19 protein-coding genes are annotated in these 22,066 nt (G+C 69.2%); 9 read left to right on the top strand and 10 right to left on the bottom strand.

Annotation, left to right across the window (positions count from 1 at the left end):
* Positions 1-129: 129 nt before the first annotated feature.
* The 4 genes from AC1DEL_RS21460 to poxB all read left to right on the top strand — a co-directional run bounded on the left by AC1DEL_RS21460 (position 130) and on the right by poxB (position 5,012).
* Entirely contained in the window at positions 130-1,737 is a 1,608-nt protein-coding gene (locus AC1DEL_RS21460) for a methyl-accepting chemotaxis protein (RefSeq protein WP_477159176.1), read from the top strand.
* A gap of 151 nt (positions 1,738-1,888) precedes the next feature.
* The gene (locus AC1DEL_RS21455) at positions 1,889-2,092 is read left to right on the top strand and encodes a hypothetical protein (protein ID WP_092296587.1); all 204 of its coding nucleotides are present in this window, start codon (positions 1,889-1,891) and stop codon (positions 2,090-2,092) included.
* A 347-nt stretch (positions 2,093-2,439) separates the two neighbouring features.
* Positions 2,440-3,090 (top strand): HAD domain-containing protein, encoded by a 651-nt coding sequence (locus AC1DEL_RS21450; RefSeq protein ID WP_092296589.1) that lies wholly within the window; start codon positions 2,440-2,442, stop codon positions 3,088-3,090.
* Between the two features lie 194 nt (positions 3,091-3,284).
* A complete protein-coding gene (gene poxB, locus AC1DEL_RS21445; protein WP_092296592.1) occupies positions 3,285-5,012 on the top strand; it encodes a ubiquinone-dependent pyruvate dehydrogenase in 1,728 nt (575 codons plus the stop codon).
* Positions 5,013-5,028: 16 nt separating this feature from the next.
* Here the strand turns inward: poxB and AC1DEL_RS21440 are convergent, their stop codons facing one another.
* Positions 5,029-5,574: a carboxymuconolactone decarboxylase family protein gene (locus AC1DEL_RS21440; RefSeq protein WP_477105482.1), complete on the bottom strand. Its 546-nt coding sequence runs from the start codon at positions 5,572-5,574 to the stop codon at positions 5,029-5,031.
* Between the two features lie 157 nt (positions 5,575-5,731).
* Here AC1DEL_RS21440 and AC1DEL_RS21435 point away from each other — a divergent pair, with 157 nt between their 5' ends.
* Positions 5,732-6,589 (top strand): AraC family transcriptional regulator, encoded by an 858-nt coding sequence (locus tag AC1DEL_RS21435; RefSeq protein WP_092296597.1) that lies wholly within the window; start codon positions 5,732-5,734, stop codon positions 6,587-6,589.
* Here AC1DEL_RS21435 and AC1DEL_RS21430 read toward each other — a convergent pair.
* The 4 genes from AC1DEL_RS21430 to AC1DEL_RS21415 form a co-directional block, all read right to left on the bottom strand.
* Complete coding sequence (locus AC1DEL_RS21430) at positions 6,583-8,763, bottom strand: TonB-dependent receptor (RefSeq protein WP_477126197.1); 2,181 nt, start codon at positions 8,761-8,763, stop codon at positions 6,583-6,585. The genes AC1DEL_RS21435 and AC1DEL_RS21430 overlap by 7 nt on opposite strands.
* Positions 8,764-8,884: 121 nt before the next feature.
* A complete protein-coding gene (locus tag AC1DEL_RS21425; protein ID WP_441593236.1) occupies positions 8,885-9,259 on the bottom strand; it encodes a DUF3325 domain-containing protein in 375 nt (124 codons plus the stop codon).
* Positions 9,256-10,896, bottom strand: coding sequence for a PepSY-associated TM helix domain-containing protein (locus AC1DEL_RS21420; RefSeq protein WP_454757871.1), 1,641 nt, complete (start codon positions 10,894-10,896; stop codon positions 9,256-9,258). Before AC1DEL_RS21420 ends, AC1DEL_RS21425 begins: the two co-directional genes overlap by 4 nt.
* Positions 10,896-11,165 carry a DUF3649 domain-containing protein gene (locus AC1DEL_RS21415; protein ID WP_369823484.1) on the bottom strand — a complete coding sequence of 90 codons (270 nt, stop codon included), beginning with the start codon at positions 11,163-11,165 and terminating at the stop codon, positions 10,896-10,898. Before AC1DEL_RS21415 ends, AC1DEL_RS21420 begins: the two co-directional genes overlap by 1 nt.
* A 286-nt stretch (positions 11,166-11,451) precedes the next feature.
* Between AC1DEL_RS21415 and AC1DEL_RS21410 the strand changes: the two genes are divergently transcribed.
* From AC1DEL_RS21410 to AC1DEL_RS21395, 4 genes are all read left to right on the top strand, one after another.
* Entirely contained in the window at positions 11,452-13,038 is a 1,587-nt protein-coding gene (locus AC1DEL_RS21410; protein ID WP_477126196.1) for a class I adenylate-forming enzyme family protein, read from the top strand.
* A 9-nt stretch (positions 13,039-13,047) separates the two neighbouring features.
* A complete protein-coding gene (locus AC1DEL_RS21405; RefSeq protein ID WP_092296612.1) occupies positions 13,048-13,878 on the top strand; it encodes an IclR family transcriptional regulator in 831 nt (276 codons plus the stop codon).
* A 75-nt stretch (positions 13,879-13,953) separates the two neighbouring features.
* Positions 13,954-14,319 carry a 5-carboxymethyl-2-hydroxymuconate Delta-isomerase gene (locus tag AC1DEL_RS21400; protein WP_092296615.1) on the top strand — a complete coding sequence of 122 codons (366 nt, stop codon included), beginning with the start codon at positions 13,954-13,956 and terminating at the stop codon, positions 14,317-14,319.
* 282 nt (positions 14,320-14,601) lie between these two features.
* Complete coding sequence (locus AC1DEL_RS21395; RefSeq protein ID WP_092296618.1) at positions 14,602-15,951, top strand: sigma-54-dependent transcriptional regulator; 1,350 nt, start codon at positions 14,602-14,604, stop codon at positions 15,949-15,951.
* Here AC1DEL_RS21395 and AC1DEL_RS21390 read toward each other — a convergent pair.
* The 5 genes from AC1DEL_RS21390 to garD all read right to left on the bottom strand — a co-directional run bounded on the left by AC1DEL_RS21390 (position 15,883) and on the right by garD (position 22,058).
* Complete coding sequence (locus AC1DEL_RS21390) at positions 15,883-16,701, bottom strand: amidohydrolase family protein (protein WP_477110568.1); 819 nt, start codon at positions 16,699-16,701, stop codon at positions 15,883-15,885. The genes AC1DEL_RS21395 and AC1DEL_RS21390 overlap by 69 nt on opposite strands.
* The gene (locus tag AC1DEL_RS21385; RefSeq protein WP_477126195.1) at positions 16,698-17,510 is read right to left on the bottom strand and encodes a GIY-YIG nuclease family protein; all 813 of its coding nucleotides are present in this window, start codon (positions 17,508-17,510) and stop codon (positions 16,698-16,700) included. Before AC1DEL_RS21385 ends, AC1DEL_RS21390 begins: the two co-directional genes overlap by 4 nt.
* Entirely contained in the window at positions 17,503-18,648 is a 1,146-nt protein-coding gene (locus AC1DEL_RS21380) for an aminotransferase class I/II-fold pyridoxal phosphate-dependent enzyme (protein ID WP_092296621.1), read from the bottom strand. Before AC1DEL_RS21380 ends, AC1DEL_RS21385 begins: the two co-directional genes overlap by 8 nt.
* An 18-nt stretch (positions 18,649-18,666) precedes the next feature.
* Entirely contained in the window at positions 18,667-20,280 is a 1,614-nt protein-coding gene (locus tag AC1DEL_RS21375; RefSeq protein ID WP_477126194.1) for an 8-amino-7-oxononanoate synthase, read from the bottom strand.
* A gap of 182 nt (positions 20,281-20,462) precedes the next feature.
* Positions 20,463-22,058, bottom strand: a complete 1,596-nt coding sequence (gene garD / locus AC1DEL_RS21370; protein ID WP_441593248.1) for a galactarate dehydratase — start codon at positions 22,056-22,058, stop codon at positions 20,463-20,465.
* Positions 22,059-22,066 lie beyond the last annotated feature (8 nt).

Genomic DNA, 22,066 nt, shown 5'->3' with positions numbered 1-22,066 from the left:
GCCGAGCATGGCGGCGCACCGCAACGGGAATATGCCCCGGTCGTCCACACCGGGCGGCACGGTCAGGCAGCCACGCGGCGGGCATCGGGTCATGGCATGGCCGGGGCAATCCCGGCAGGAGTCTGTTTCGTGTTGCAAGCCATCCAACTGAGTCTGCCGCGCGCACGCGGCGAAGCCGTGTGGCAACGGCTGGTGCGACTGCCGCTGGCGGCGCGGCTGTCCGCCGCATTCATTCTGGTCTATGTCTTCGGCGCCGTGGTCGGCCTGATCGGCATCCTCAATCTGGTTTCCCTCAAGCAGGACACCGACATCCTGTATCAACGCGACATGCGCGGCGCCATTTCGGCGGAACGCGCGCAGGCCGCACTGGCTATGCTGGGCCGCGCGCAACTGGCGCTGACGCTGGCCACGAGCACCACCGAGCGCGACGCTGCCGGCGCGGACATCCAGCAGGCCATGCGCCAGCTCGACGCCGCCGTGGACGGCGTGCGCCAGGCCGCGCCGCGCCAGGCACAGGCGCTGCAAAAGGAGCGCGCAGCGGCAGGTGAACTGATGCAAGGCTACGTGGCGCTGATCAACAAGCAGCCGCTGGACGCGCTGCAGTTCGACAGCGCCGTTTCCGTCGACGGCCATTTCCTGGGCGAGCAACTGCAAAAGCTCGGCGCGCTGATGGAAGCCACGCGCGCCGGCCTGGAGCGGCAGGCCGCCGACACCGTGGCGGGCGTTGCCGCGAGCCAGATCGGCGCACAAACGCTGATGGCCGCGCTGCTCGTGGCCAGCTTCGTGGCGGCCGGCGCGCTGGCGTGGTTTGCAGCGCGCAGCCTGACGCGCGAACTCGGCGGCGAACCGCGCGACGCCGCGGCGGCGGCCAACCGCATCGCCAGCGGCGACCTGACCGCGCATATCAACCTGCGCAGGGACGATCAGACCAGCCTGCTCTATTTCCTGGCTGGCATGCGCGACGAACTGGCCGGCGTGCTGGCCCGCATTCAGGAGTCAGCGCACGAGATCACGGACACCAGCGGCGATATTGCCGACGGCAACCAGCAACTCGCGGCACGCACTGCGCAGCAGGCCGAGGCACTGCGCCACGCGGCGGCCAGCATGACTCGCCTGACCGCGCTCGTCGAACAGGTGCATGAGCAGGCCAATGAATCGAGCACGATGGCCAACCAGGCGCGCACTGCATCGGGCGCCGGCATGGCGGTGGTACGCGACATGAACGGGACCATGGCCAACGTGCTGGGCCATTCGCGCAATATCGCCGAGGTGGTCACGGTGATCGAGGGCATTGCGTTCCAGACCAATATCCTCGCGCTCAACGCCGCCGTGGAAGCCGCGCGCGCCGGCGCGGCGGGGCGCAGCTTCGCGGTGGTCGCGCAGGAAGTGCGCGCGCTGGCCCAGCGCAGCGCCAACGCCGCCCGCGAGATCGGCGGCATCGTCGGCGACGCCACGCGCGAGATCGAACGCGGCGCCAGCCTCAGCGGCACCGTGGTGGCGGCGATGGAAGGGATCGAGTCGGCGGTCGATCGCAGCCACAGCCTCGCGGGCCATCTGCGCGCGCTGGCCGAGGAACAGGCCGCCGGCATCCGCACCGTGGGCGATGCCCTCGCGGAACTCGGGYAGACCGGGGCGCAGAACGGCGCGCTGGTGGACACCGTGGCACAGCACGCCAACCGGCTCGACGAAGAAGCCGCCGCGCTGGAATCTGACGTGTCGCGCTTCCAGTTCCAGTAGCCCTGCCACGCTGCACCGCAGCAATGTCACGCCATTGTTAAAGTTTCCGGTCTTTGCTGTCGTAAATAAGCGAATGCTGATTCTCCCCGGGTCACGGCCCGGCTAGCATGATCGCTTGCCTCTCAATCGAGACGCACAGCAAGGACCAGGCATGGCGCTACGCAAGGCAGTGCAGGACGATTCGTCCTTTCATGATGATCTCGACGCGGCGGGCCGCGACTGGGCGCCACGGCTCAAGCCGTGCGGCGCCTGTCATGGCTGCGAGCAACCCGTGGGCCCGACCGTGCTGTTTTGCAGCGCGGCGTGCCAGCAATCATTCGAGCATTTCGAAATGCGTTTACTGCGCAAGCGGTAAGCCGCCTCACCGCCCCCCCATCGCCCCACCGTCCCTGCCCGCCCCTTCTCGGCCTCCAATCCCGCCTCGGGTAAATCCTAGTAATTCCCCTAATCGCGACGTGTCAACCGATGCGCTGGTGCATTCGTTTTCTTCTCCATTGGCCCCACATCCGCGCCGGAATCGACCCCGGATTCAGGCAGGTGTGTCGGCCGGAAACATTTGAGAACAAGGGGTAACGGGCATTTACGCCTCCGGTGTAGAAGTTACAGAACTGTTGCACTTACGCACGTTTTGTGTCGCCGCAGAAGCCGAATTGCCGAGTACGCTTGTCTCGACCAAACAGTACCGACTACCACAGGGAAATCATGTCTGAACGCCTCATCATGCTGGACGTACCCGGCGTCCTCTACTCGGACCGCTCCGCTGCCCGCCTGGGCGGTACGCCAATGAGCGGCACCCTGAGGGATGTCCGTTTCTTCGATCCGATCGCGCTGGGCTTCCTGCGCCGGCTGTTCGGCATTGCCGGCGCCCGCGTGGTGGTATCCGACGCCTGGCGTCGTGGCACGCCCGCCGCGATCCTGCAACAGCTCGATCTTCAGGTGGAAGGCATGACCCCGCGCGTGGCGGGCGGCCATGGCGCCGAGATCGACGCGTGGTTCGCACAGCGTGCCGCGCCGGGTAGCTGGGTGATCCTGTCGACGGCCGCACCGGCCTCGATGACGGATGCGCAGCGCCGCCACCTCGTGCAGGTGAATCCGGTCGAGGGCCTGACGGTAGAGAACTTCCGCCAGGCACTGGACATCCTCGGCGTGGCCTGCCCGTCGACGGTGACGCCCGATTCGCGCGTGGAACCCGGCCTCCAGGCCAAGCTGCGCCACCTCCAGCAACTGGCGCGCGAAGCCCCCGAGCGCTTCATGCCCGCGCCGGCCGCCGCCGAGGCCCGCGAGCAGGCCATGGCCGTCGCCGTAGCCAGCCTGACCGGCAAATCGCTGCAACCGGCCGCGCTGCACGCCTAAGCGACGCGCCGCGCCCCCGCAAGGCCGCCGCCATGGCGGCCTTTTTCATGGTCCGGGCGCATTCGACATGCCGACGCGCCGTGCGGATCGGACAGGACCGGCCCCGCGCGCTATCCTCCCCGGCCATCACCGCCTACCCTTGTACCTTGGGATTCCGCCTCGCTCGCAGGCACCGATCGTACAAGGAGAGCACCATGGCCAACCACGCAGCCGACCTCATCACCCGCGTCCTGCACGCAGTGGGCGTCGAACGCATCTACGGCGTCGTCGGCGACAGCCTCAACGGCATCACTGAATCGCTGCGCCAGCGCGGCGACATCGACTGGATTCATACCCGCCACGAGGAGACCGCCGCATTCGCAGCGGGCGCCGAGGCGCACCTGACCGGCAAGCTGGCCGTCTGCGCCGGGAGCTGCGGCCCCGGCAACCTGCATCTGATCAATGGCTTGTTCGATTGCCACCGCTCCGGCGTGCCGGTGCTGGCCATCGCCGCCCATATCCCGAGCGCCGAAATCGGCCGTGGCTACTTCCAGGAGACGCACCCCGAGCAGTTGTTCCGGGAGTGCAGCCACTACTGCGAACTCGTCACCAGCATCGAGCAGTTGCCCGGCGTACTCGAATCCGCGATCCGCGCGGCAGTGGGCCGCCGGGGCGTGGCCGTGATCGTGATTCCGGGCGATGTGGCGCTGCGCGAGGGCACGTTCGCCGAGTCCGCGCCCGCCGCCATTGCCTTGCGGCCCCCGGTGGTCACGCCGGACGCCGACTCGCTCGACGCCCTGGCCAGCCTGCTGCGCGGCAGCCAGCGCACAACGCTGCTGTGCGGGCGCGGCTGCGCCGGCGCGCACGACCAGGTGGTGCAACTGGCGGCCACGCTGAAGGCACCCGTGGTGCACGCCCTGGGCGGCAAGGAATACATCGAATACGAGAATCCGTACGACGTGGGCATGACCGGGCTGATCGGCTTCAGCTCCGGCTACCACGCCATGCAGGAATGCGACACGCTGCTGATGCTCGGCACCGATTTCCCCTATCGCCAGTTCTACCCCGAGGGCGCGCAGGTCGTGCAGATCGATATCCGTCCGGAAAACCTCGGGCGCCGCACGCGGCTGGACATGGGGCTGGTCGGCGATGTCGGCGCCACGCTGGACGCCCTGCTGCCCCGCCTGGCCCCCAAGGCCGACGAAGCCCATCTGGCGGCGAGCCTGCGCCACTATCGCGACGCACGCCGTCAACTGGACGACCTCGCCACGGGCGACAGTGGCCGCAAGCCCATCCATCCGCAGTACCTGGCCCGCCTGCTGAGCGAGCAGGCCGCCGAGGACGCCGTCTTCACCTTCGACGTCGGCACGCCGACGATCTGGGCCGCGCGCTACCTGCGCATGAACGGCCAGCGCCGGCTGATCGGCTCGCTCGCGCATGGGTCGATGGCGAACGCGCTGCCGCAGGCGATTGGCGCCCAGTCCGCCTATCCGGGGCGGCAGGTCATCAGCCTGTCCGGCGACGGCGGTTTTGCAATGCTGATGGGCGATTTCCTGACGCTTTCCCAGCAGGGCCTGCCCGTCAAAGTGGTGATCTTCAACAACAGCGTGCTCGGTTTTGTCGCGCTGGAGATGAAGGCGTCTGGCTACCTGGAGTCGGGCACTTCGCTGCAGAATCCCGATTTCGCGGCCATGGCGCGCGCCATCGGCGTGCATGCCCAGCGCGTGGAAGACCCGCTGCTGCTGCCGGAAGCCATCGCCACCATGCTGGCGCATGACGGGCCGGCCCTGCTCGACGTGGTAACCAACACGCAGGAACTGGCGATGCCGCCGTCCCTGAAGGCGGAGCAGGTCAAGGGCTTCAGCCTGTGGGCGATGAAGGCCGTGATGAACGGCCGCGCCGACGAGGTCATCGAGCTGGCGCGGTCGAACCTGCTGCGCTAGACGGCGGCTTACCGGCTCAACGTGGGTTGAGCTTCACGCCGGGGAAATCCACCGGCACGTTCAGCGCCACGTTGACGTAGTTGGTGAACAGGTTCAAGGCCACGTGGGCGACGATTTCCACGATTTCTTCGTCGCCGAAGCCGACTTCCCGCAGTTGGGCCACGTCGGCGTCCGACACCTGGCCCCGGTCGTTCACCAGCTTCAGCGCGAAGGCCAGCGCGGCGGCCGTCCGGGCATCCTCGGCACGCCCAGCCTGGGCGGCAGCCATCTCCTCAGCGGTGGCGCCGGCCTTGCGGCCCAGCGCCGTATGGGCGGCCAGGCAGTATTCGCAGCGGTTACGGTCGGCAACGGCCACGGCGATCTTCTCGCCGAGTTGCGCCGGAATCACACCGCCGCCGAGCGCGCCAAACGCGCCCCACATCGATTGCAGCGCGGCCGGCGAATTGGCCACGGCGCGGAACATCTGCGGGGTCGTGCCGAAGGCGGCCTGGATCTGGGCCAGGGCGGCGGCGCTGCCGGCGGGGGCGTTGCTGGCGTTGGGCAGGGAAACACGTGCGGTCATGATGAACTCCTATATATAGAGCGACAGTGAGAGAGGCTCCCGGGGTGCCGGCTGAATCGCCTGGCGTCCGGGGTGTCTCTACTATGGCCGCAGGCATCGTACGAAGGGATACAATTCGTCCACGAAATCATCCTATTCGTCCAGATCGTCCAGACCCATGTCCTCGCTGCCGGAATCCCCGCCTGATCGCCTGTCCGCGCTGCTCGAACGCTTCCGCGTCCGCGCGCACCTGTTCCACACCGGGCCGCTCTGCGGCGTCACGCGCTTCGACGAAGCCGGCCGGGGCTTCCTGCACGTGCTGCGCGAAGGGCGCACCGAGGTCACCCATGGCGCGAGCGCCCTGCCCACCCGGCTGGTGATCGAGGAACCGTCGCTGCTGTTCTATCCGCGCTACGCCGTCCACACCTTCCACAATCCGCCGGTGGAGGGTTCCCAGTTCACCTGCGCCACGCTCGATTTCGATGGCGGGGCCATGAATCCGCTGGCACGCGCCCTGCCGCCCCTGATCGTGCTGCCGTTGGCACAGGTAGATGGGCTCGATCCCGCGCTCGCGCTGCTGTTCGCCGAGACGGAGCGCGTGCGCTGTGGCCAGCGCCTGTTGGCCGACCGGCTGTTCGAAGTGGTGCTGATCCAGCTGCTGCGCTGGCTGCTCGACCATCCCGAGCAAGCCGGCATCCAGCCGGGCCTGATCACTGGCCTGTCCGATGCGCGCCTGGCGCGGGCGCTGGTCGCCGTGCACGAGGCACCGGGCGAGGCATGGAGCGTGGAGTCGATGGCGGGTTGCGCCGGGATGTCGCGCAGCGCGTTCGCGGCGACGTTTCGGGAGGTGGTGGGGCAGACGCCAGCCGACTATCTGGCCGACTGGCGCATCAGCCTTGCGCAGGCGCGCCTGCGTGACGGCGTGCCGCTGAAACTGATGGCCGACGAGCTGGGCTACGCCAACCCGTCGGCCTTGTCGCGTGCGTTCCTGGCCAAGGTCGGCCAGTCCCCGCGCGACTGGTTGCGGACTCAGTAGTCCACGGTCATCGACAGCTTGAAGGTACGCGGCTGGCCGATCACGAGGATGCCGCCGCTCGACGACGCCCAGTAGTCCTTGTCCGCGATGTTCTCGACGCCCGCCCGCACCGTATAGCGCAGCTGCGACGCCTTGAACGCGTAGCGCGCCCCGAGATCGAATCGGTTCCACGACGGCAGGCTGATGGTGTTGGTCGTGTTGGCGGACTGGCGGCCGGTCTGGATATAGCGGCCGGACACCGTCGCGCCCGGGAGGAACGGCAGGTCGTACTCGCCGCTCATCGTCAGCGTGTAGATCGGCACGCCCACACCCGGCTTGCCCTCGGTGTTGGCGTTGCCCGTGTTCGACACCTTCGAGTCGATATAGGACACGCCGCCCAGCAGGCGCACGCCGCGCAGCGGCTCGCCGAACACGCTGAACTCCACGCCGCGATTGCGCTGGTCCCGCACGGCGAACACATTGCCCTGCGTGACGCCCGTCGGCTGCTCGATCTGGAAGAACGCCAGCGTGGTGCCGAAGCTGCCCGCGTCGTACTTCGCGCCCACTTCATGCTGCTTCGACTTGGCCGGCGCGAACACCTGCCCGGCGTTGATTGTGTTGGACGGCGCGGTGCCGCCCTGCGCCAGACCCTCGATGTAGTTGTAGTACAGCGAGACGTTCTGGAGCGGCTTGACCACCAGGCCGAACATCGGCGACGTGGCGGACTCGCTGTAGTTCGCCGTCTGCACGCCCGTGGCCGTTGCGTAGCCACGGATGTTCATCACCTGCTGGCGCACGCCGCCGGTCAGCAGCACGCGGTCGTTCAGGAACGACAGCGTGTCCGAGAACGACACCCCGTTGATGTTGACCCGGCCCGTCACGTTCGGATCGGCCATATTGCCGGTGGTCGGGGCGGCCGGGTAAGGCACGGTCGGCGCGTTGTAGAGATTGGTTGGGAACGCGGGCGAAGACTGGAACGCGCTGCCCTTCTTCTGCTCCAGGCCGGACCAGCTCAGGTTGACCGTGTGCTTGACCGGGCCGGTTTCGAAGCGGCCACGCACGCCCACTTCACCGGTGTAGGTATCCTGCTTGAACGGAACGGTCAGCCGCGTGGCCGTGCCAAAGCCGTTATTCCCGACATTCGCGCCGCTGTAGTTGCCGAACTCGTTGCTGTGGTGCGCGCCGAAGGCGGCGTAGGTGGTCCAGTTCCTGGTGACGTCGTACTCGGCGCGGATCGTGCCGTAGGTGTCTTCCAGCTCGGAATACGTCCATGGCTGGGCGAAGTTCGTCGAGGCGGACGGCACCGCCGGCAAAGCCGTACCCGACAGCTGGACCGTGCTGCGGCCCTGGTTGATCCGCTGCTTCTGGTAGCCGAAGTCCGCATTCACGCGGAACGCGTCGCCCTGGTAGTCCAGGCCCAGCGTGAACAGGCGCTGCTGCCGGCTCTCGTTGTCCACCGGGGTATCGCCGCCACGCGCCATGGCGTTGACGCGCACGCCGAATTCCTTGTTCTTGCCGAAACGGCGGCCCACATCCACATGGCCGCCCACCTGCGAGTCGCTCGTATAGTCGATGGTCGCCTGGGTGATGTCCGCCGCCGTGGCGTACTTGGGCACGAGGTTGATCATGCCGCCCGTGCCGGAGCCACTCGGCGACACGCCGTTCAGGAAGGCGCTGGCGCCGCGGAACACTTCCACGCGCTCCAGCCCTTCGATGGCCACCAGCTGGCGCGGGGCGATGCCGAACAGGCCGTTGTACTGGATGTCGTCGGTGGTCAGCGGGAAGCCGCGCACCACGAATGTATCGGCGAAGTTGCCGAAGCCGTAGGCGGTGCGGATCGCCGGATCATCGGCCAGCACACCGGCAATGCTGCGCGCCTGCTGGTTCTGGATCTGCTGGGACGTGTACGACGTCACGCTGAACGGCACATCCATGAAGTCCTGGTTGCCCAGCACGCCAAGGCGGCCGCCGCGTGCGACCTGCCCGCCGGCATAGGGCGCGGGCAGCTGGTCTGCCGAGGCGTCGGCATGGACGGTGACGGCGGGCAGCGTGGCGCTCTCCGCGCTGGCGGCTGGCTGGGCCGCTTCCTGGGCGAAGGCGATGGTCGGCAGCACGCCGGCGGCGGCCAGCGCGGCCACGAGATGGCGCAGCGGCGTGCGGGATGCACGTCCGGTACGCGGTACGGAATAAGACAAGGTGACACTCCCAAGTAAAACAATTTCATGCCCGTCCGCGCCGCTGATCGCGGCGGGCGGGTTTTTTCCCGTATCCGTCTGGATGGTGGCGTCGCTCTGACGGCGACGCTCGTTTGTGCCGCTACGCCTGCACGATCAGGATCGCGCTCAGCGCAGCCGCCACACCGATGCCGATCGCCCCGCGCGCGATGCGCGGCGTGACCTGCGGTGCATAAGAGAAGGCGCCCACCACTGTCAGGGCGCTGACGGTGAGCAGGCCGGCCCAATAGATCACGCCGAAGGCCCAGCCCTGGGCGGCCACGCACGCCGCCAGGGCCAGTGCCAGCGCGATCCAGCCCTGCCAGCGCAGGCGGCGCACGCGGGCCGGCGGGGGCTCGGCGCCCCGGCCGAAGATGTCGGCGTGATGCCGGTCGATGGTCTGGGCCAGCCAGGTGAAGCCGCCCACGGCGAATCCGATGCCGGCCACGCAGGCCGGCCACATGGCGGGTGCGCTCATGACGCCTCCCCCATGGCACCGGTGCGCGCCGACGCGTCTGCGCCGCGTGCCGCCGGACGAGTCCGCCCGAGCCACCACGCCGCCGCGCCCAGCCCGAGGCCAATCGCCAGCACCGTCAGGTCGAAGCCCGCCAGCACCGCCGGCCCATGCAGCAGCGTCACGCCCAGATGGGCGGTGCCGGTCAGCGCGTTCAGCAGCGGCAGGCCCGCGAACAGCACGGCGCCGATGCCCAGCAGCACGCGCCACATGCCGCGCGTCGGGCGGATCTGGGCGACCAGCGCCGCGATGGCCCAGGCCGCGAAGAACATGCGGATTTCCATGTCGGGCCGCTGCGCGATACCCACCGGCACGAGCCGATTGGCCCAGAAGTAGCTGGCGAATGCGATCGGCAGGCCGGCAATCACGCCAAGGTTGAGCGCTTCCACCAGCCGCAGCCCAAACGGCGTGCGGCCCGTGGCAGCAATCGTGTGGGCGTGGCTCTTGCGCGTCCTCACGGCCCAGAGCAGCGCGCCGGTCGCCACCATCAGGCAGCCGGCCAGCCCGGAGGCAAAGAAAAGCCCGCGCAGCAGCGGCGGCGCGAAGTGCGCGATGTGCAGCCCCACCATCACGCCACGCGTGGCGCTGGCATTGGCCGGATCGTCGCCGAAGGTTTCCTTGAGCGCGCCGGTGGTGCCGGCGAACAGGACGGTCGGCTGCACCGACGACAGGCTGCGCCCGGCATCGCGCGTCATCGTGACGAGGGCGTTGGCGTCGTTGGGGCGCTCCACCGTGATCCGGGCCGGGGCCACGCCGTCCCACCGGGCGGTCGCCTGCGCCAGCATCGGGCCCACCGGGGCCAGCGGCACCTGCACGCCAGACGCCTGCACGCGCGGGGCGCGGAGGCCCAGCTCGGTGTCGAACCGCTTCGAATCGCCCTTATAGACCGCCTGCACGCCCCACGGCATGTACAGGAACAGCAGCGTCACGAGGCCCGTGTAGGTAATCATCAGGTGAAACGGCAGCGCCAGCACGGCGGTGGCGTTGTGCGCATCGAGCCACGAGCGCTGGCCCTTGCGGGCGCGGAAGGTGAAGAAGTCCGCGAAGATGCGCCGATGGGTGATCACGCCGCTCAGGATGGCCACCAGCATGAACATCGTGCAGAAGCCGATGATCCAGCGCGCCCAGATCGCCGACATGTAGTGGAGATCGAAATGCAGGCGGTAAAGGAACTCGCCGCCGCGCGTCTCGCGGGCGCCGGGCACGGGCGTGCCGGTCACGGCGTCGAGCGTGCGCGTCTCCAGCCGGGCGCGGTTGCCCTTGCCGGCATCCTCGGGGCGCGGCTGGCGCAGCCAGAACACCGAGGTGGTGGGACGGCGGTCGTCGGGGAGATTGATGAACCAGCGCTCGGCATTGGGTGCCTGTTCGCGGAGGAAGGCGATGGCGCCGTCGGCAGCCCGGCGGGTCGCGTCGGCGTCTGTGTCGCCACCCAGCCGCGCGTGCAGTTCGGGCTTCATCCAGAGCGTGATCTCGTCCTTCACATAGCTGGCGGTGCCGCTACAGAAGACGAGGAACAGCACCCAGCACACCAGCAGGCCCGCCCACGTATGCAGCCACGCCATCGACTGGCGCAGCCCCTGACCCTTTCGCAATTCGGCCATTACGCGCTCCGCAGGGCCAGCCAGCCCAGTCCCAGGACCGCGCAGGGCACGGCCAGTCCGATCCACGCGCGCCATGCCGACTCGACGGCGAACACCCAGATCACGGCCAGCGCGTACCAGAGGAACGACAGCAGGGAGGCGGTGACTACCGCTTCGGCGCGCGCCATATCGGTCCAGCGTGCCAGCGCGAGCGAGACGCAGCCCGTGGCGAGTGCTGCGAGCCCGTAGCCGCCCAGGATGCCGGCGATCGCCCGCGACGCGACCGCCACGCGATAACCGGTCGAAATGCCCTGCTTCATGTTGCTGCGAATTCCGTGAAAGCAGCAATGATAAGCGTTCTCATATGCATTGTCTTTCAGACCTCGCATTTCGGCGGGTTATGGCGGGGTAGACATTGAAGACATGTCGCGAAAAGCCCATAGACGGAAATCCCAGTAATTCTGCATTGCAGAACCCCCATTCCACGCTGCGGTTGACAGCTTCCGGGGATCGATGGGACGATGCCACGCATCAATACCGGCGACTTCACGCCGGAAGCCTTGCCCGGAGACATGCATGCGCAGTACCGCTTCCCCCGCGGACCGTTCTGGTCACGCGTCCACCCCCGCCCAATCCGACTCCTTCCGCCCCGCCTTCCAGCGCCTGCACCAGACCATGGGCCCGTGGGTGGCCAGCCATCCTGACCGCGTGGCCGTGATGGATGCCCACCGCGCGCTGCGCTATAGCGAACTGGACCTGGCCGTGCGCGAGACCGCCCAGACGCTGACCGCGCTCGGCGTGCGCGGCGGCGACCGCGTGGTGCTGGTCACCGAGAACAGCGTCGGCTGCGCCGTGCTGCTGCTGGCGCTGAGCGCCATCGACGCCTGGTCGGTGCCGGTCAATGCCCGGCTGTCGGCGCGCGAGATTGCCAATATCGTCGAGCACGCCGGCGCGCGCGTGACCTTCTATCTGGACAACGATTTCCCCGAAGCCCGCGAGCACGGGCTGGCGCGCGGCGCGCAGTGGGCCGATGCTGCCGTGTGGCCACACGTCGGCAAGCTGCTTGTCAGCGCCATCGACGAGACGGCCGTGGCGGAGCCGGTAGCCGCCGAGGCCCGCGAGCAGGTGGCCGCGCTGATCTATACGACCGGCACCACGGGCGCCTCGAAGGCGGTGATGCTGACGCACGCCAACCTGATGTTCATCGGCCATTCCAACCGCCTGCAGGCCCGCGTACAGGCCGGCGACCGCGTCTACGGCGTGCTGCCGATCTCGCACGTCTATGGGCTGTCCGTGCTGCTGGTGGGCCCGGTGTCCAACGGCGCCACGGTCTACTACGAACCGCGTTTCCGCCCGGAGAAGCTGGCGCGCACGCTGGTCGAGGAACAGCTCACCGTGCTGCACGGCGTGCCGGCGATGTACGCCAAGGTGATCGAATGGAGCCGCGCGCAGGGCCAGTCGCTGCGCACGCCGTCGCTGCGCATGGCGCAGTCGGGCGGCGCGCCGCTCACGGCGTCGCTCAAGGCATCGTTCGAAGACGCCTTCGGCATCGTGCTGAACAACGGCTACGGCATGACGGAGACCTCGCCCACCGTGTGCCAGACCCGCGTGGATGCCCCGCGCGCCGACTGCTCGGTCGGCCCGGTGGTGCCGGACGTGGAAATCCGCCTCGGCTCCCCCCTGCCCGACGGCAGCGGTGAGTTGCTGGTGCGCGGCCCCAACGTGATGAAGGGCTACTACCGGCGCCCGGACCTCACGGCGCAGACCATCGATGCCGACGGCTGGCTCCATACGGGCGACCTCGCGCGCATCGATCCGGACGGCGCGGTATCCATCGTCGGCCGCTCGAAGGAAATCATCATCCACTCGGGCTTCAACGTGTATCCGGAGGAAGTCGAGCAGTCGCTCAATGCGTTCCCCGCCGTGCTGCAATCGGCCGTAGTGGGCCGGGCCACCGAGGGCAACGAGGAAGTGATCGCCTTCGTCGAGGTGCGCGGCGGCATGACGCTGGACGAGCCCGCGCTGCGCGCCTTCCTGCGCGACCGCCTGTCGCCCTACAAGATGCCGGCCGAAATCCGCGTGGTGGCGCAGCTACCCGCGGCGCCTTCCGGCAAGATCCTCAAGGCGAAGCTGCGCGAGCAGCTTGCCTCCGGCAACCTTTGAGCCACGCACATGGATAGCCAGGCCGATTCCCTCCCCGACCTCCCGCCCGCCACGCCCAAGGTGGACAACCGCAAGGAAGACCGCCATTTCGTGACCGCGCTGGCGCGCGGGCTCGACGTGCTGGCGTGCTTCCGCGCCTTCGACAGCGAACTCGGCAATGCCGAACTGGCCCAGCGCTGCGGGCTGCCGAAGTCGACCATTTCCCGGCTCACGCACACGCTGACCGAACTCGGCTACCTCCAGGCGCTGACCGAGCCGATGCGCTACCGGCTGGGCAGTTCCGCGCTGGCACTGGTGCCGTCCGGCCAGCCCGGCGCGGACGTGCTGGCGGTTGCGCGGCCGTACATGCAGGAACTGGCGGATCTCTCGCAGGGCGTGGCCTCGTTGATCGTGCGCGACCGGGGCCGCATGCTGATCTACGAGAACTGCCAGTCGGAGAGCTACCTCACGCTGCGCGTGGCCGTGGGCAGCCGCGTTTCCGGGCTCAATACGGCGGCCGGGCGGGCCTACCTTGTGGCCCTGCCGCCGGCCGAGCAGCGCCAGGCGCTGACCGCCTTCCGCGCCGATGACCGCGTCAGCGCGGCCCATGCCGAGGGCGTGCTCTCCGCCAGCCGCGACGAAGCGCGCCGGCTGGGCTGCACCACCTCGTTCGGCGAATGGCTGCCCGACATCAACTCGATCGCCGTCGCTTTCCGGCCCGGCCAGTCCCTGCCGCCGATGACCCTCAGCTGCAGCGGCCCGAACGCCATCGTGCCGCCGGCGCATCTGCTGGAAAAGGTGCGCCCGCTGCTGCGCGACCACATCCGCCGCATCGAGGCCGCGTTCGGCGTGGCGGCCTGAGCCGGGGGGTTTCCCGGAGGGCGCCGGTTTGCCGTACGATGCTGGCTTTCCCTCCGATCCTTCGACGCTCCCGCCATGCCGCAACTGATCATCGAACTCACCGAAAACACCCGCCTGACCTGCTCGCAGGACGAGCTGCTGGACGAAGCCAACGCCGCGCTGCTGGCCACCGGCCAGTTCCGCGAGCCGGACATCAAGTCCCGCTGCGTGACGCTGACCACCTACCGCCAGGGCACGGAAAACCGTGACCGCGCCTTCGTGCACGCCACCGTCTGGATTCTGGACGGGCGCGAGCAGGCCGTGCGCAAGCAGGTGGCGCAGGCCGTGTGCGATGTCCTCACCGACGCGGTGCGCCCCGGCGCCGGCCAGAGCGTGCAGGTCAGCGTGAACGTGCAGGAGATGGAGCGCGCCGTGTTCACCAAGCAGATCATCGGCGAGTAAGCCAGCGCGGCGGCGTCTGCACTGTCAGCCATATGCATCGCAATATCTGACGCCGCCGCGTTCGCCCCCGGCCGCCATCCGGCGGCAAGACTCGTTTCACCCGCGATACACCCCCGTTGTGCCTTTAACATCCGGCAACCCTGTGCTGAGCATTTTTGACATGGGGCGGCCGTGACCGTCGCCTAGTATGTTCTGGGATGCCTGCCGGCCTGCCCCCCGGACCCGGCGCCCACCCTCCCCGTTTTTGATCTCCCATCGTCTTCGCTCCCCTGCGAGGTGTCTATGCGTGTCGTGCTCTATCAGGAAGAGGCGCTGCGGCTCCGTCAACGCCTGTGCGAGCACGGCCTTCCCGAGGAAATCGACCTGTCCGGCGCGGGCGACGGCATGCTGGTGGTCGTCGTCCTGGCCCGGGACACACGCGTGGCCGCCGCCGCCGAGCACTGGCTGCGCAGCGTGCCCCGCCCGGACGCCTTCATCGCCGCCTGCACCGCCGCCACGCGCGCGCAATGCCGGCAGGAGCCATGGTGGCCCGGCGGCATCTGCGACGTGGTAGCGGCTGACGACGAGCCGGGCATGCTGACCGAACTGGCGCTCCGCCTGAAGCGCCTGCACGAGCTGGAATCGATCCTCACCTCCGACTGGCTGCGCAAGCGCGCGGTGGGCCACTCGGCGCCCTGGCGTGAAACGCTGCGCGCAGTGGCGCAGGTCGGCCGCTTCGGCAGCGGCGCCTGCCTGCTGACCGGCGACAGTGGCTGCGGCAAGGAGCTGCTGGCGCGGCTGATCCATGATCTCGATCCGGTGCGGCGCAGCGGCCCCTTCATCGTGGTGGACTGCACCACGCTGAGCCCCGAGCTATCCGGCAGCGAGCTGTTCGGCCATGCGCGCGGCGCCTTCACCCACGCCGTGGCCGCGCGTGACGGCGCCGTGGCGCTGGCCGATGGCGGCACACTGTTCCTCGACGAAATCGGCGAACTGGACCTGCTGCTGCAAGCCCGCCTGCTGCGCGTGGTGCAGGAGCGCGCCTACAAGCGCGTGGGCGACGACAACTGGCGGCGCTCGGACTTCCGGCTGACCTGCGCGACCAACCGCAGCCTCGACGCGGAGGTGACAGCAGGCCGCTTCCGCAGCGACCTGTACTTCCGCATCACCCAATGGACCATCCACGCCCCGCCGCTGGCGGCGCGGCGCGACGACATCCCGCTGCTGGTCGAACACTTCCTGGCCGAGCACGCCGGCACGCCGCCGCGCGTGATGCCCGAGGTCATGCAGCAGTTGATGGCACGCGACTATCCCGGCAATGTGCGCGAACTGCGCCACGTGGTGCTGCGCATGGCGGACCGCCAGCAAGGCTTCCACGTGCTCAGCACGGGCTGCCTGGACCTGCCGCTGGCCGATGTCATGGCCGCCACCGGCCTGATGGACGGCTGGGAGGGCGTGCTGGCCCGCGCCGTCGAGGGGGCGCTCGATGCCGGGCTGGGGCTGAAGAACATCGGCCAGATCGCGGAAGCCATCGCCGTGAAGGTGGCGGAACGGCGCGCCGGGTCCACCAGCCGCGCCGCCGAGCTATTGCGCGTCACGCCGCGTGCGCTGCAATTGCGCCGGCAGGGGCGGCCCACGGAGGGCTGCCCGTGAGGTCGGCCCTGACGTTGCCACGGGGGCGCCGCCAATCAGCCGCAGCGCGTTGCCGCCGGCCATGCGCGCGAAGGCTTCCGGCGATGGGCGCAGCGCGCGGATCTTGGCCAGCTCCAGCCCCGGATGCAGCCACGGGCCGTCCGAGCCGAACAGCAGCTTGTCCGGGCCGGCGCGGGCGAAGGCTTCCTCGAGCAGGTCGAAGCGGCGCACGCCGGCCGTATCGGCAAACAGGTTCGGATGCCGCACGATCAGGTCGATGACCTGCCGCTGGGCGGCCCAGTCGTCCGCGAAGCTGCCGAGGTGGGCGAACACGAACGCCACGTCAGGATGGGTCTGCGCCAGCAGCGAGAGCGCGCCGGTATCGCCGCCGGCGTCGTACAGCACCGGCAGCCGCCAGCGGCGCGCGGCGTCGCAGACCTGCCGGTGAATCCGCGCATCGTGACGATGTACCTTGATGCCGCGCAGCCCCAGCCGCAGCACGGCTTCCTCGATCATCGCGTGCAGCCGGTCGCGGTCGCGCTCGGCGTGGACCATGGCGAAGCCGATCCAGCGGCGCGGGTCGGACCGCACCAACGCAGCGACGTCACGGTTGCCTTGCGCGTAGTCCGACTGGAACACGGGGAGCAGCACCGAACGCACGATGCCGGCCTCGCTGGCGCGGCGCGCGTAGGCGGCCAGCGGCGCGGTGGTGTCCCACGGGCCGGTCATGCCGTCGCCCTGGCCGGCGTGGACGTGGAAGTCGACGATCATGGCAGCCGCCATTCGAGTTCGAGCTTCTCGCCGGACTTCATCGCCAGCGTGCGCTTGTCGTCGCCCGTGCGGAAGGCGTTGATCTGGGTCGCCCGTCGCAGCAGGCTCGGCGGCAGGATGTTCACAATCGTGATGCCGGAAGGCCCTGCGAGCAGAACATCGCCGACCAGCGCGCTGTTGTGAATGCTGCCACGCAAGGCGCGGATGACGGCGTGCTCGACGGCAGACAGGTCCTTCTCCTTCCTGACGCTGGCTACCCAGACGCCGAGCCCGCGCAGCGCGCCGTGCACACCCGCGCACCACCGGTGCTGCTTCATGCGGCTACCCAGCGTCTTCGACAGGCCGACATAGATCGGCGTCGTGCCACGGACGAGGATGTAGACGCCCGGCCCCGATACGGTCCGGTCATCAACCGCCAGCTTGAGCGATTCGAACCTCCGCCACGCCAGCGTCACGTTGACTTCTCGCGTGACTTCCTCCTCCAGCTCCGGCGCGAAGCCCTCGTACAGGTGCCCGCCCGGCCGTGGCGCCGCCAGCTGCAACCCCACCAGTTCCATCCCCCCGCGCGGCTGCTGCCGCGCCAGCAGGCAGGCCCGGCAGCACGCGTCGGTGCTCTCGAAGCGGGCCATGCCCAGCCGTGGCTGGGTACTCACACGCCGCGCGCGGGCGATGATCAGCCGCAGGTCGTTGACCAGCGCCTGCGGGGGCGTGCCGGGCGGATAGCGGCGCATGGCCGCCACCAGCCCCATCAGCCGGCGCATGCGCCATGGCGCAAGCTCCAGCGTGTCTCCATCAGCGGTCTTAAACATGCTGGGGTTCCTCCATTGGGGTCGAAGACGGCCACGGCGCCTGGCGCGCGGCATCGGGCAAGTGCGGCGCGAGCCGCGTCATGGCGGCCAGCAAAGCGTCGATATCCGCGCGGCGATGATTGGCCCGGACGATCAGCGCCAGCGCGTGGCGCCCCTCGGGCTGGCGCAGCAGCGCGGTACGGAAGCCGGCGGCGCGCAGGCCGGTGTGCAGCGCCACGGTGCGTTCCGTACTGGCGAGCCGCACGTGTTGCATCGGATGGTCGCGCGGCGGCGCGTGCAGGTCCGGCAGGCAGCCCCGCGCCAGCGCGCGCAGGCCGGCCTGCAGGCGGCGCAGGCGCTGCCAGAGCCGCGCGCGCAGGACATCGCCCGCCATGCGGTTGATTTCCAGCGCACGGAGCCCGGCGCGCAGCGCGACCTCGCTGGCGGCGCTGCTGTGGGTCTGGGTGGGGCCGTCCCGGGCAATCGCCTGGACCAGCGCGGCGGGCCCGCACAACGTGGCCAGCGGCGCGCCGAAGGCCTTGGCCCATGACGCCACCAGCAGCACCGGCTGCGCCGGATCGCACCCTGCGTGGCGCAGCGCGCCGCCGCCGCCGCTGCCCCACGGCTGGCGCGGCGACGCGGCGGCGCCCATCAGGCCAAGCATCTGGCTGTGATCGATCACGATCAATCCTCCATGCCGGCGTACTAGCGTCAGATAGCGCGCCAGCGGCAACGGCAGGCCGGCCAGCCGGGTGGCGTCCGCAATCACTGCCGGCGGCCTGCCCCGCCGGCGCAGGCGGTGATCGCGAATCCGCCGCGCCAGATCGGCCAGATCGCCGTGCCGGAACCACGCCACCGGCGCGCCCAGGCCGCGTACGCGCTCCAGGCCCCAGCGCATCACCGGATACAGCGCCTCGTCGGCAATCAGCGCGTGCGTGCGGCCCAGTTGCTCGAACACGTCGATGGCCAGATGCAGCGTGGATGGCGCCACCATGCCGGCCTCGCAGCCCTGCAGCGCCGCCGCGTCCGCCGCCAGCCGCCGCGCCAGTGGCGCAGCGGCCAGCGAGGCCGGGTAGCCAGTGGTCAGCGCGGCGTAGTCGCCCAACTGGTCCGCCGGGTGCCGCAGGCCCAGATACAAGGCCGAGGCGAAGTCGATCATGGCGCCGCTCCGTCCGCGCTAGGCGATGCGCAGCCCGCCCTTGTGCTCGTGCAGCCTGCGCAGCAGGTGCATGCCGGGCACCTGCACGTCCACCGGCTCCACGCCCACATCCACGCCGGTCACTGCCCGGTAGGAGTGGATATAGGTCTGGATCTCCGGCCGGAAGAAGGCGGCCCAGTTCGCGGCGTTGACCGGGTCGCTCACCGAGTTCCAGTCGCTCCAGCGGATCGACGAGACGATCTGCTCGCCCGTGGTGGCCAACTGCCAGAACTGGTAGGTGTTGGTATCGCCCCAGCCCTGCAGCTTGCGCATGCTCTCCACCGAGTGCATCCACGGCTCCGGATACGCCACCATCGCGCGCCGGGGCAGGAACTCACGGAACTCGGGGCGCGCCAGCATCCACTGCTGCATCATCATTTCCACGCGGGAGGTGGTGGGCAGGTCGCGGAACTGGTTGTGGGCCCCTTCGGACAGGATCAGGTGGACCTCGCGCAGCGCGTTGAGCAGCGGGAAGCCGTCCGGCACCACCGTGGTGTCGTCGGCCTGGCGGAAGAACGGCACGCACAGGTTGAGCAGCGTGTGGAACGCGCCCAGGAACTTGCTGCGCGTGTCGGCCGGCTGCACCTGCGGCACGGCCCGGCCGATGAGCTGGAAACCGTACTCGTGCTGGTACTCCGCCGCGCGCCGTTCGATCGGCAGGCGGTGCTGCTCGTCCTGCACCCAGCCCCAGATGATGTTGTTGAGCGGGCGCAGGGAATCGAGTTCGAACTGGGCCAGCGGGTCGCGTGGGCCGGCGGAGACGTTCTGGAAGCGCCGGGAGATCGCGTTCATGGTCTGCACCAGCTGGAGTTCCTCCATCCAGTAGCTCCAGATCAGCTCGATCAGCGGCGGATAGGTCAGCTTGGCCGAGATGTCCTGGTTCCAGTGGTCGAGCCACAGGCAGCCTTCGCCGCACTGGTCGAGGTGGCGCTGGGGCGTCGGCGTGACGCCTTCGCCCGGTAGCGCGGCGCGCTCTTCCGGCACGGTCCGGTCCGTCAGCGCCCGGTTGATCCGCTCCGCCGCGTCCGTGCCCTGCAGGGCGGAGGCAATCCGCTGCAGGTACGGGAGCGTGGGCGAGGCCCCGCCGCCGAAATACTTGTTCGCCAGCACGTCCGGCTTGGTGATCTTCAGGCCGAGGCGGTCGTTGGCCAGGGCGATGGCGGTCGGGTCATAGGCCAGCAGCCGGGCGATGTCGTTGGCCGTCGGCCCGCTGGGCACCACGGCCCCCCAGGTGACTACGAAGGCTTCCGTCGCCACCTTGAGGGCCCGGTAGGCGTCGGTGTCCGTGAAGGGCAGGAAACGGCGCCGGCTGAGCCGGGCCGCGCCGCCATAGAGGAACGGCTCGCCATCCTTGCCCAGCGGCGTGTTCGCGTCCGGGAAGAACAGCGAATCGATCTGCTTGACGTAGTTGTCCCAGCCGAGCATGTCGGCATTCATCTTGATCAGCAGCCACAGGGCCACGTCGCCGGTGAGCGCGCGCGGGGTCCGCTGCAGGCGCACCGTGGTCGGGCTGACGTACTGCTCGGTGTCGAGCGGCCCGGAGCGGTCCGCGATCGGGTCGTCCAGCGGGTGGAAACTGGGCTCGCTCGGCACCGCTTCCCTCGGCGGGATCTCGACGTCGCGGCGCGGGCGCGTGGGCAGTGCGAAGGCGGATTCGTGATCCGGGGGATGGGGATGGGGGTGCGGCGAAGCGGGCTTCGCCCCGGGCGCAGCGCATCGGCAAAAAAAGGGACCGCGCGACGGCGGCCCCTTCTCTTCCCTGCCCAGCCAGTGACTCAGGTCACCGGCGCCGGGTTGAACAGCGCGAGCGAGTTGTAGAGCTTGTGGTGCTCGGCCCAGGTCTTCTTGCGCCCGCTGGCCACGTCCAGCATCAGGTTGAACAACTCCCAGCCCACATCCTCGATGGTGGCCTCGCCGGTGGCGATGCGGCCCGCGTTGATGTCCATCAGGTCGTGCCAGCGGCGCGCCAGGTCGTTGCGGGTGGCCACCTTGATCACCGGCACCTCGGCCAGGCCATACGGCGTGCCCCGGCCAGTGGTGAACACGTGCAGGTTCATGCCGGCTGCCAGTTGCAGCGTGCCGCAGATAAAGTCGCTGGCCGGCGTGGCGGCGTAGATCAGGCCCTTCTGCTTGAGCTTCTCGCCCGGTGACAGCACGCCGGAGATGGCCGAGCTGCCCGACTTGACGATGGACCCCATCGCCTTTTCCACGATGTTCGACAGCCCGCCCTTCTTGTTGCCGGGCGAGGTGTTGGCGCTGCGGTCCACGCGGCCACGGTCCAGGTAGCGGTCGTACCAGTCCATCTCGCGGATCATGGCCTCGGCCACTTCCGGGGTGGCGGCCCGTGCGGTGAGCTGGGCGATGCCGTCGCGCACCTCGGTCACTTCCGAGAACATCACGGCGGCGCCGGCACGCACCAGCAGGTCCGTGGCGTAGCCCACGGCGGGGTTGGCGGTCACGCCCGAGAAGGCGTCGCTGCCTCCGCACTGCACACCCACCACCAGTTCGGAGACCGGGCAGGTCTCGCGCTGGCGCGCGTTCAGCACTTCGAGGTGTGATTCGGCCATGGTCATGATCGAGTCGATCATCGACCCGAAGCCCACGTGCTGGTCATCCTGCAGACAGACTACGCCCACCTGCACCTCGCCGGCGCCGGTCTGGATGGGGATCGTGCCGGGCGGCATCAGGCGTTCCGGCTGGAGCTTCTCGCAGCCCAGGCTCACCATCATCGCGCGGCCGCCGAAGTTGGGGTTCAGGGCGATGTTGCGCAGCGTGCGGATGGGCACGATGGCATCGGGGGCGTCGATCGCCACGCCGCAGCCATAGGTGTGCTCCAGGCCGATCACGTCGTCGACATTGGGGTAGCGCGGCAGCAGTTCGGCCTTGATGCGGCGCACCGCGTGCTCGACCACGCCGGACACGCACTGCACCGTGGTGGTAATCGCCAGGATGTTGCGGGTGCCCACGGAGCCGTCCGGATTGCGGAAGCCTTCGAAGGTATAGCCTTCCAGCGGCGGCAGCGGCGCCGGCACGCGCGTGCCGATCGGCAGGTCGGTCAGGCCCGGCGGCTCGGGCATGCGCAGCACGCGCTCGTTGATCCAGCTGCCGCGCGGCAGGTCTTTCAGCGCGTAGCCGATCACCACGTTGTAGCGCATGACCGCGTCGTCCTGCTTCAGGTCCACCAGCGCCACCTTGTGGCCCTGCGGCACGCGTTCCACGAGCGTCAGGCCGCACGGGAACACCGTGCCGGCGGGCAGGCCGCCGTCATTGGCGATGATGGCCACGTTGTCGTCGGCGTGGATGCGGATGTACAGCGGCTTGGGGTCGGCAGCCACGGCCTGGGCGGCCACCGGGGAATCCTGTTCAGACATGTTGGGGG

Source organism: Cupriavidus sp. 10L43_2, from assembly GCF_056395265.1.
The sequence above is the reverse complement of the archived record's forward strand: the minus strand, read 5'-3'. Positions and strand labels throughout refer to the sequence as shown.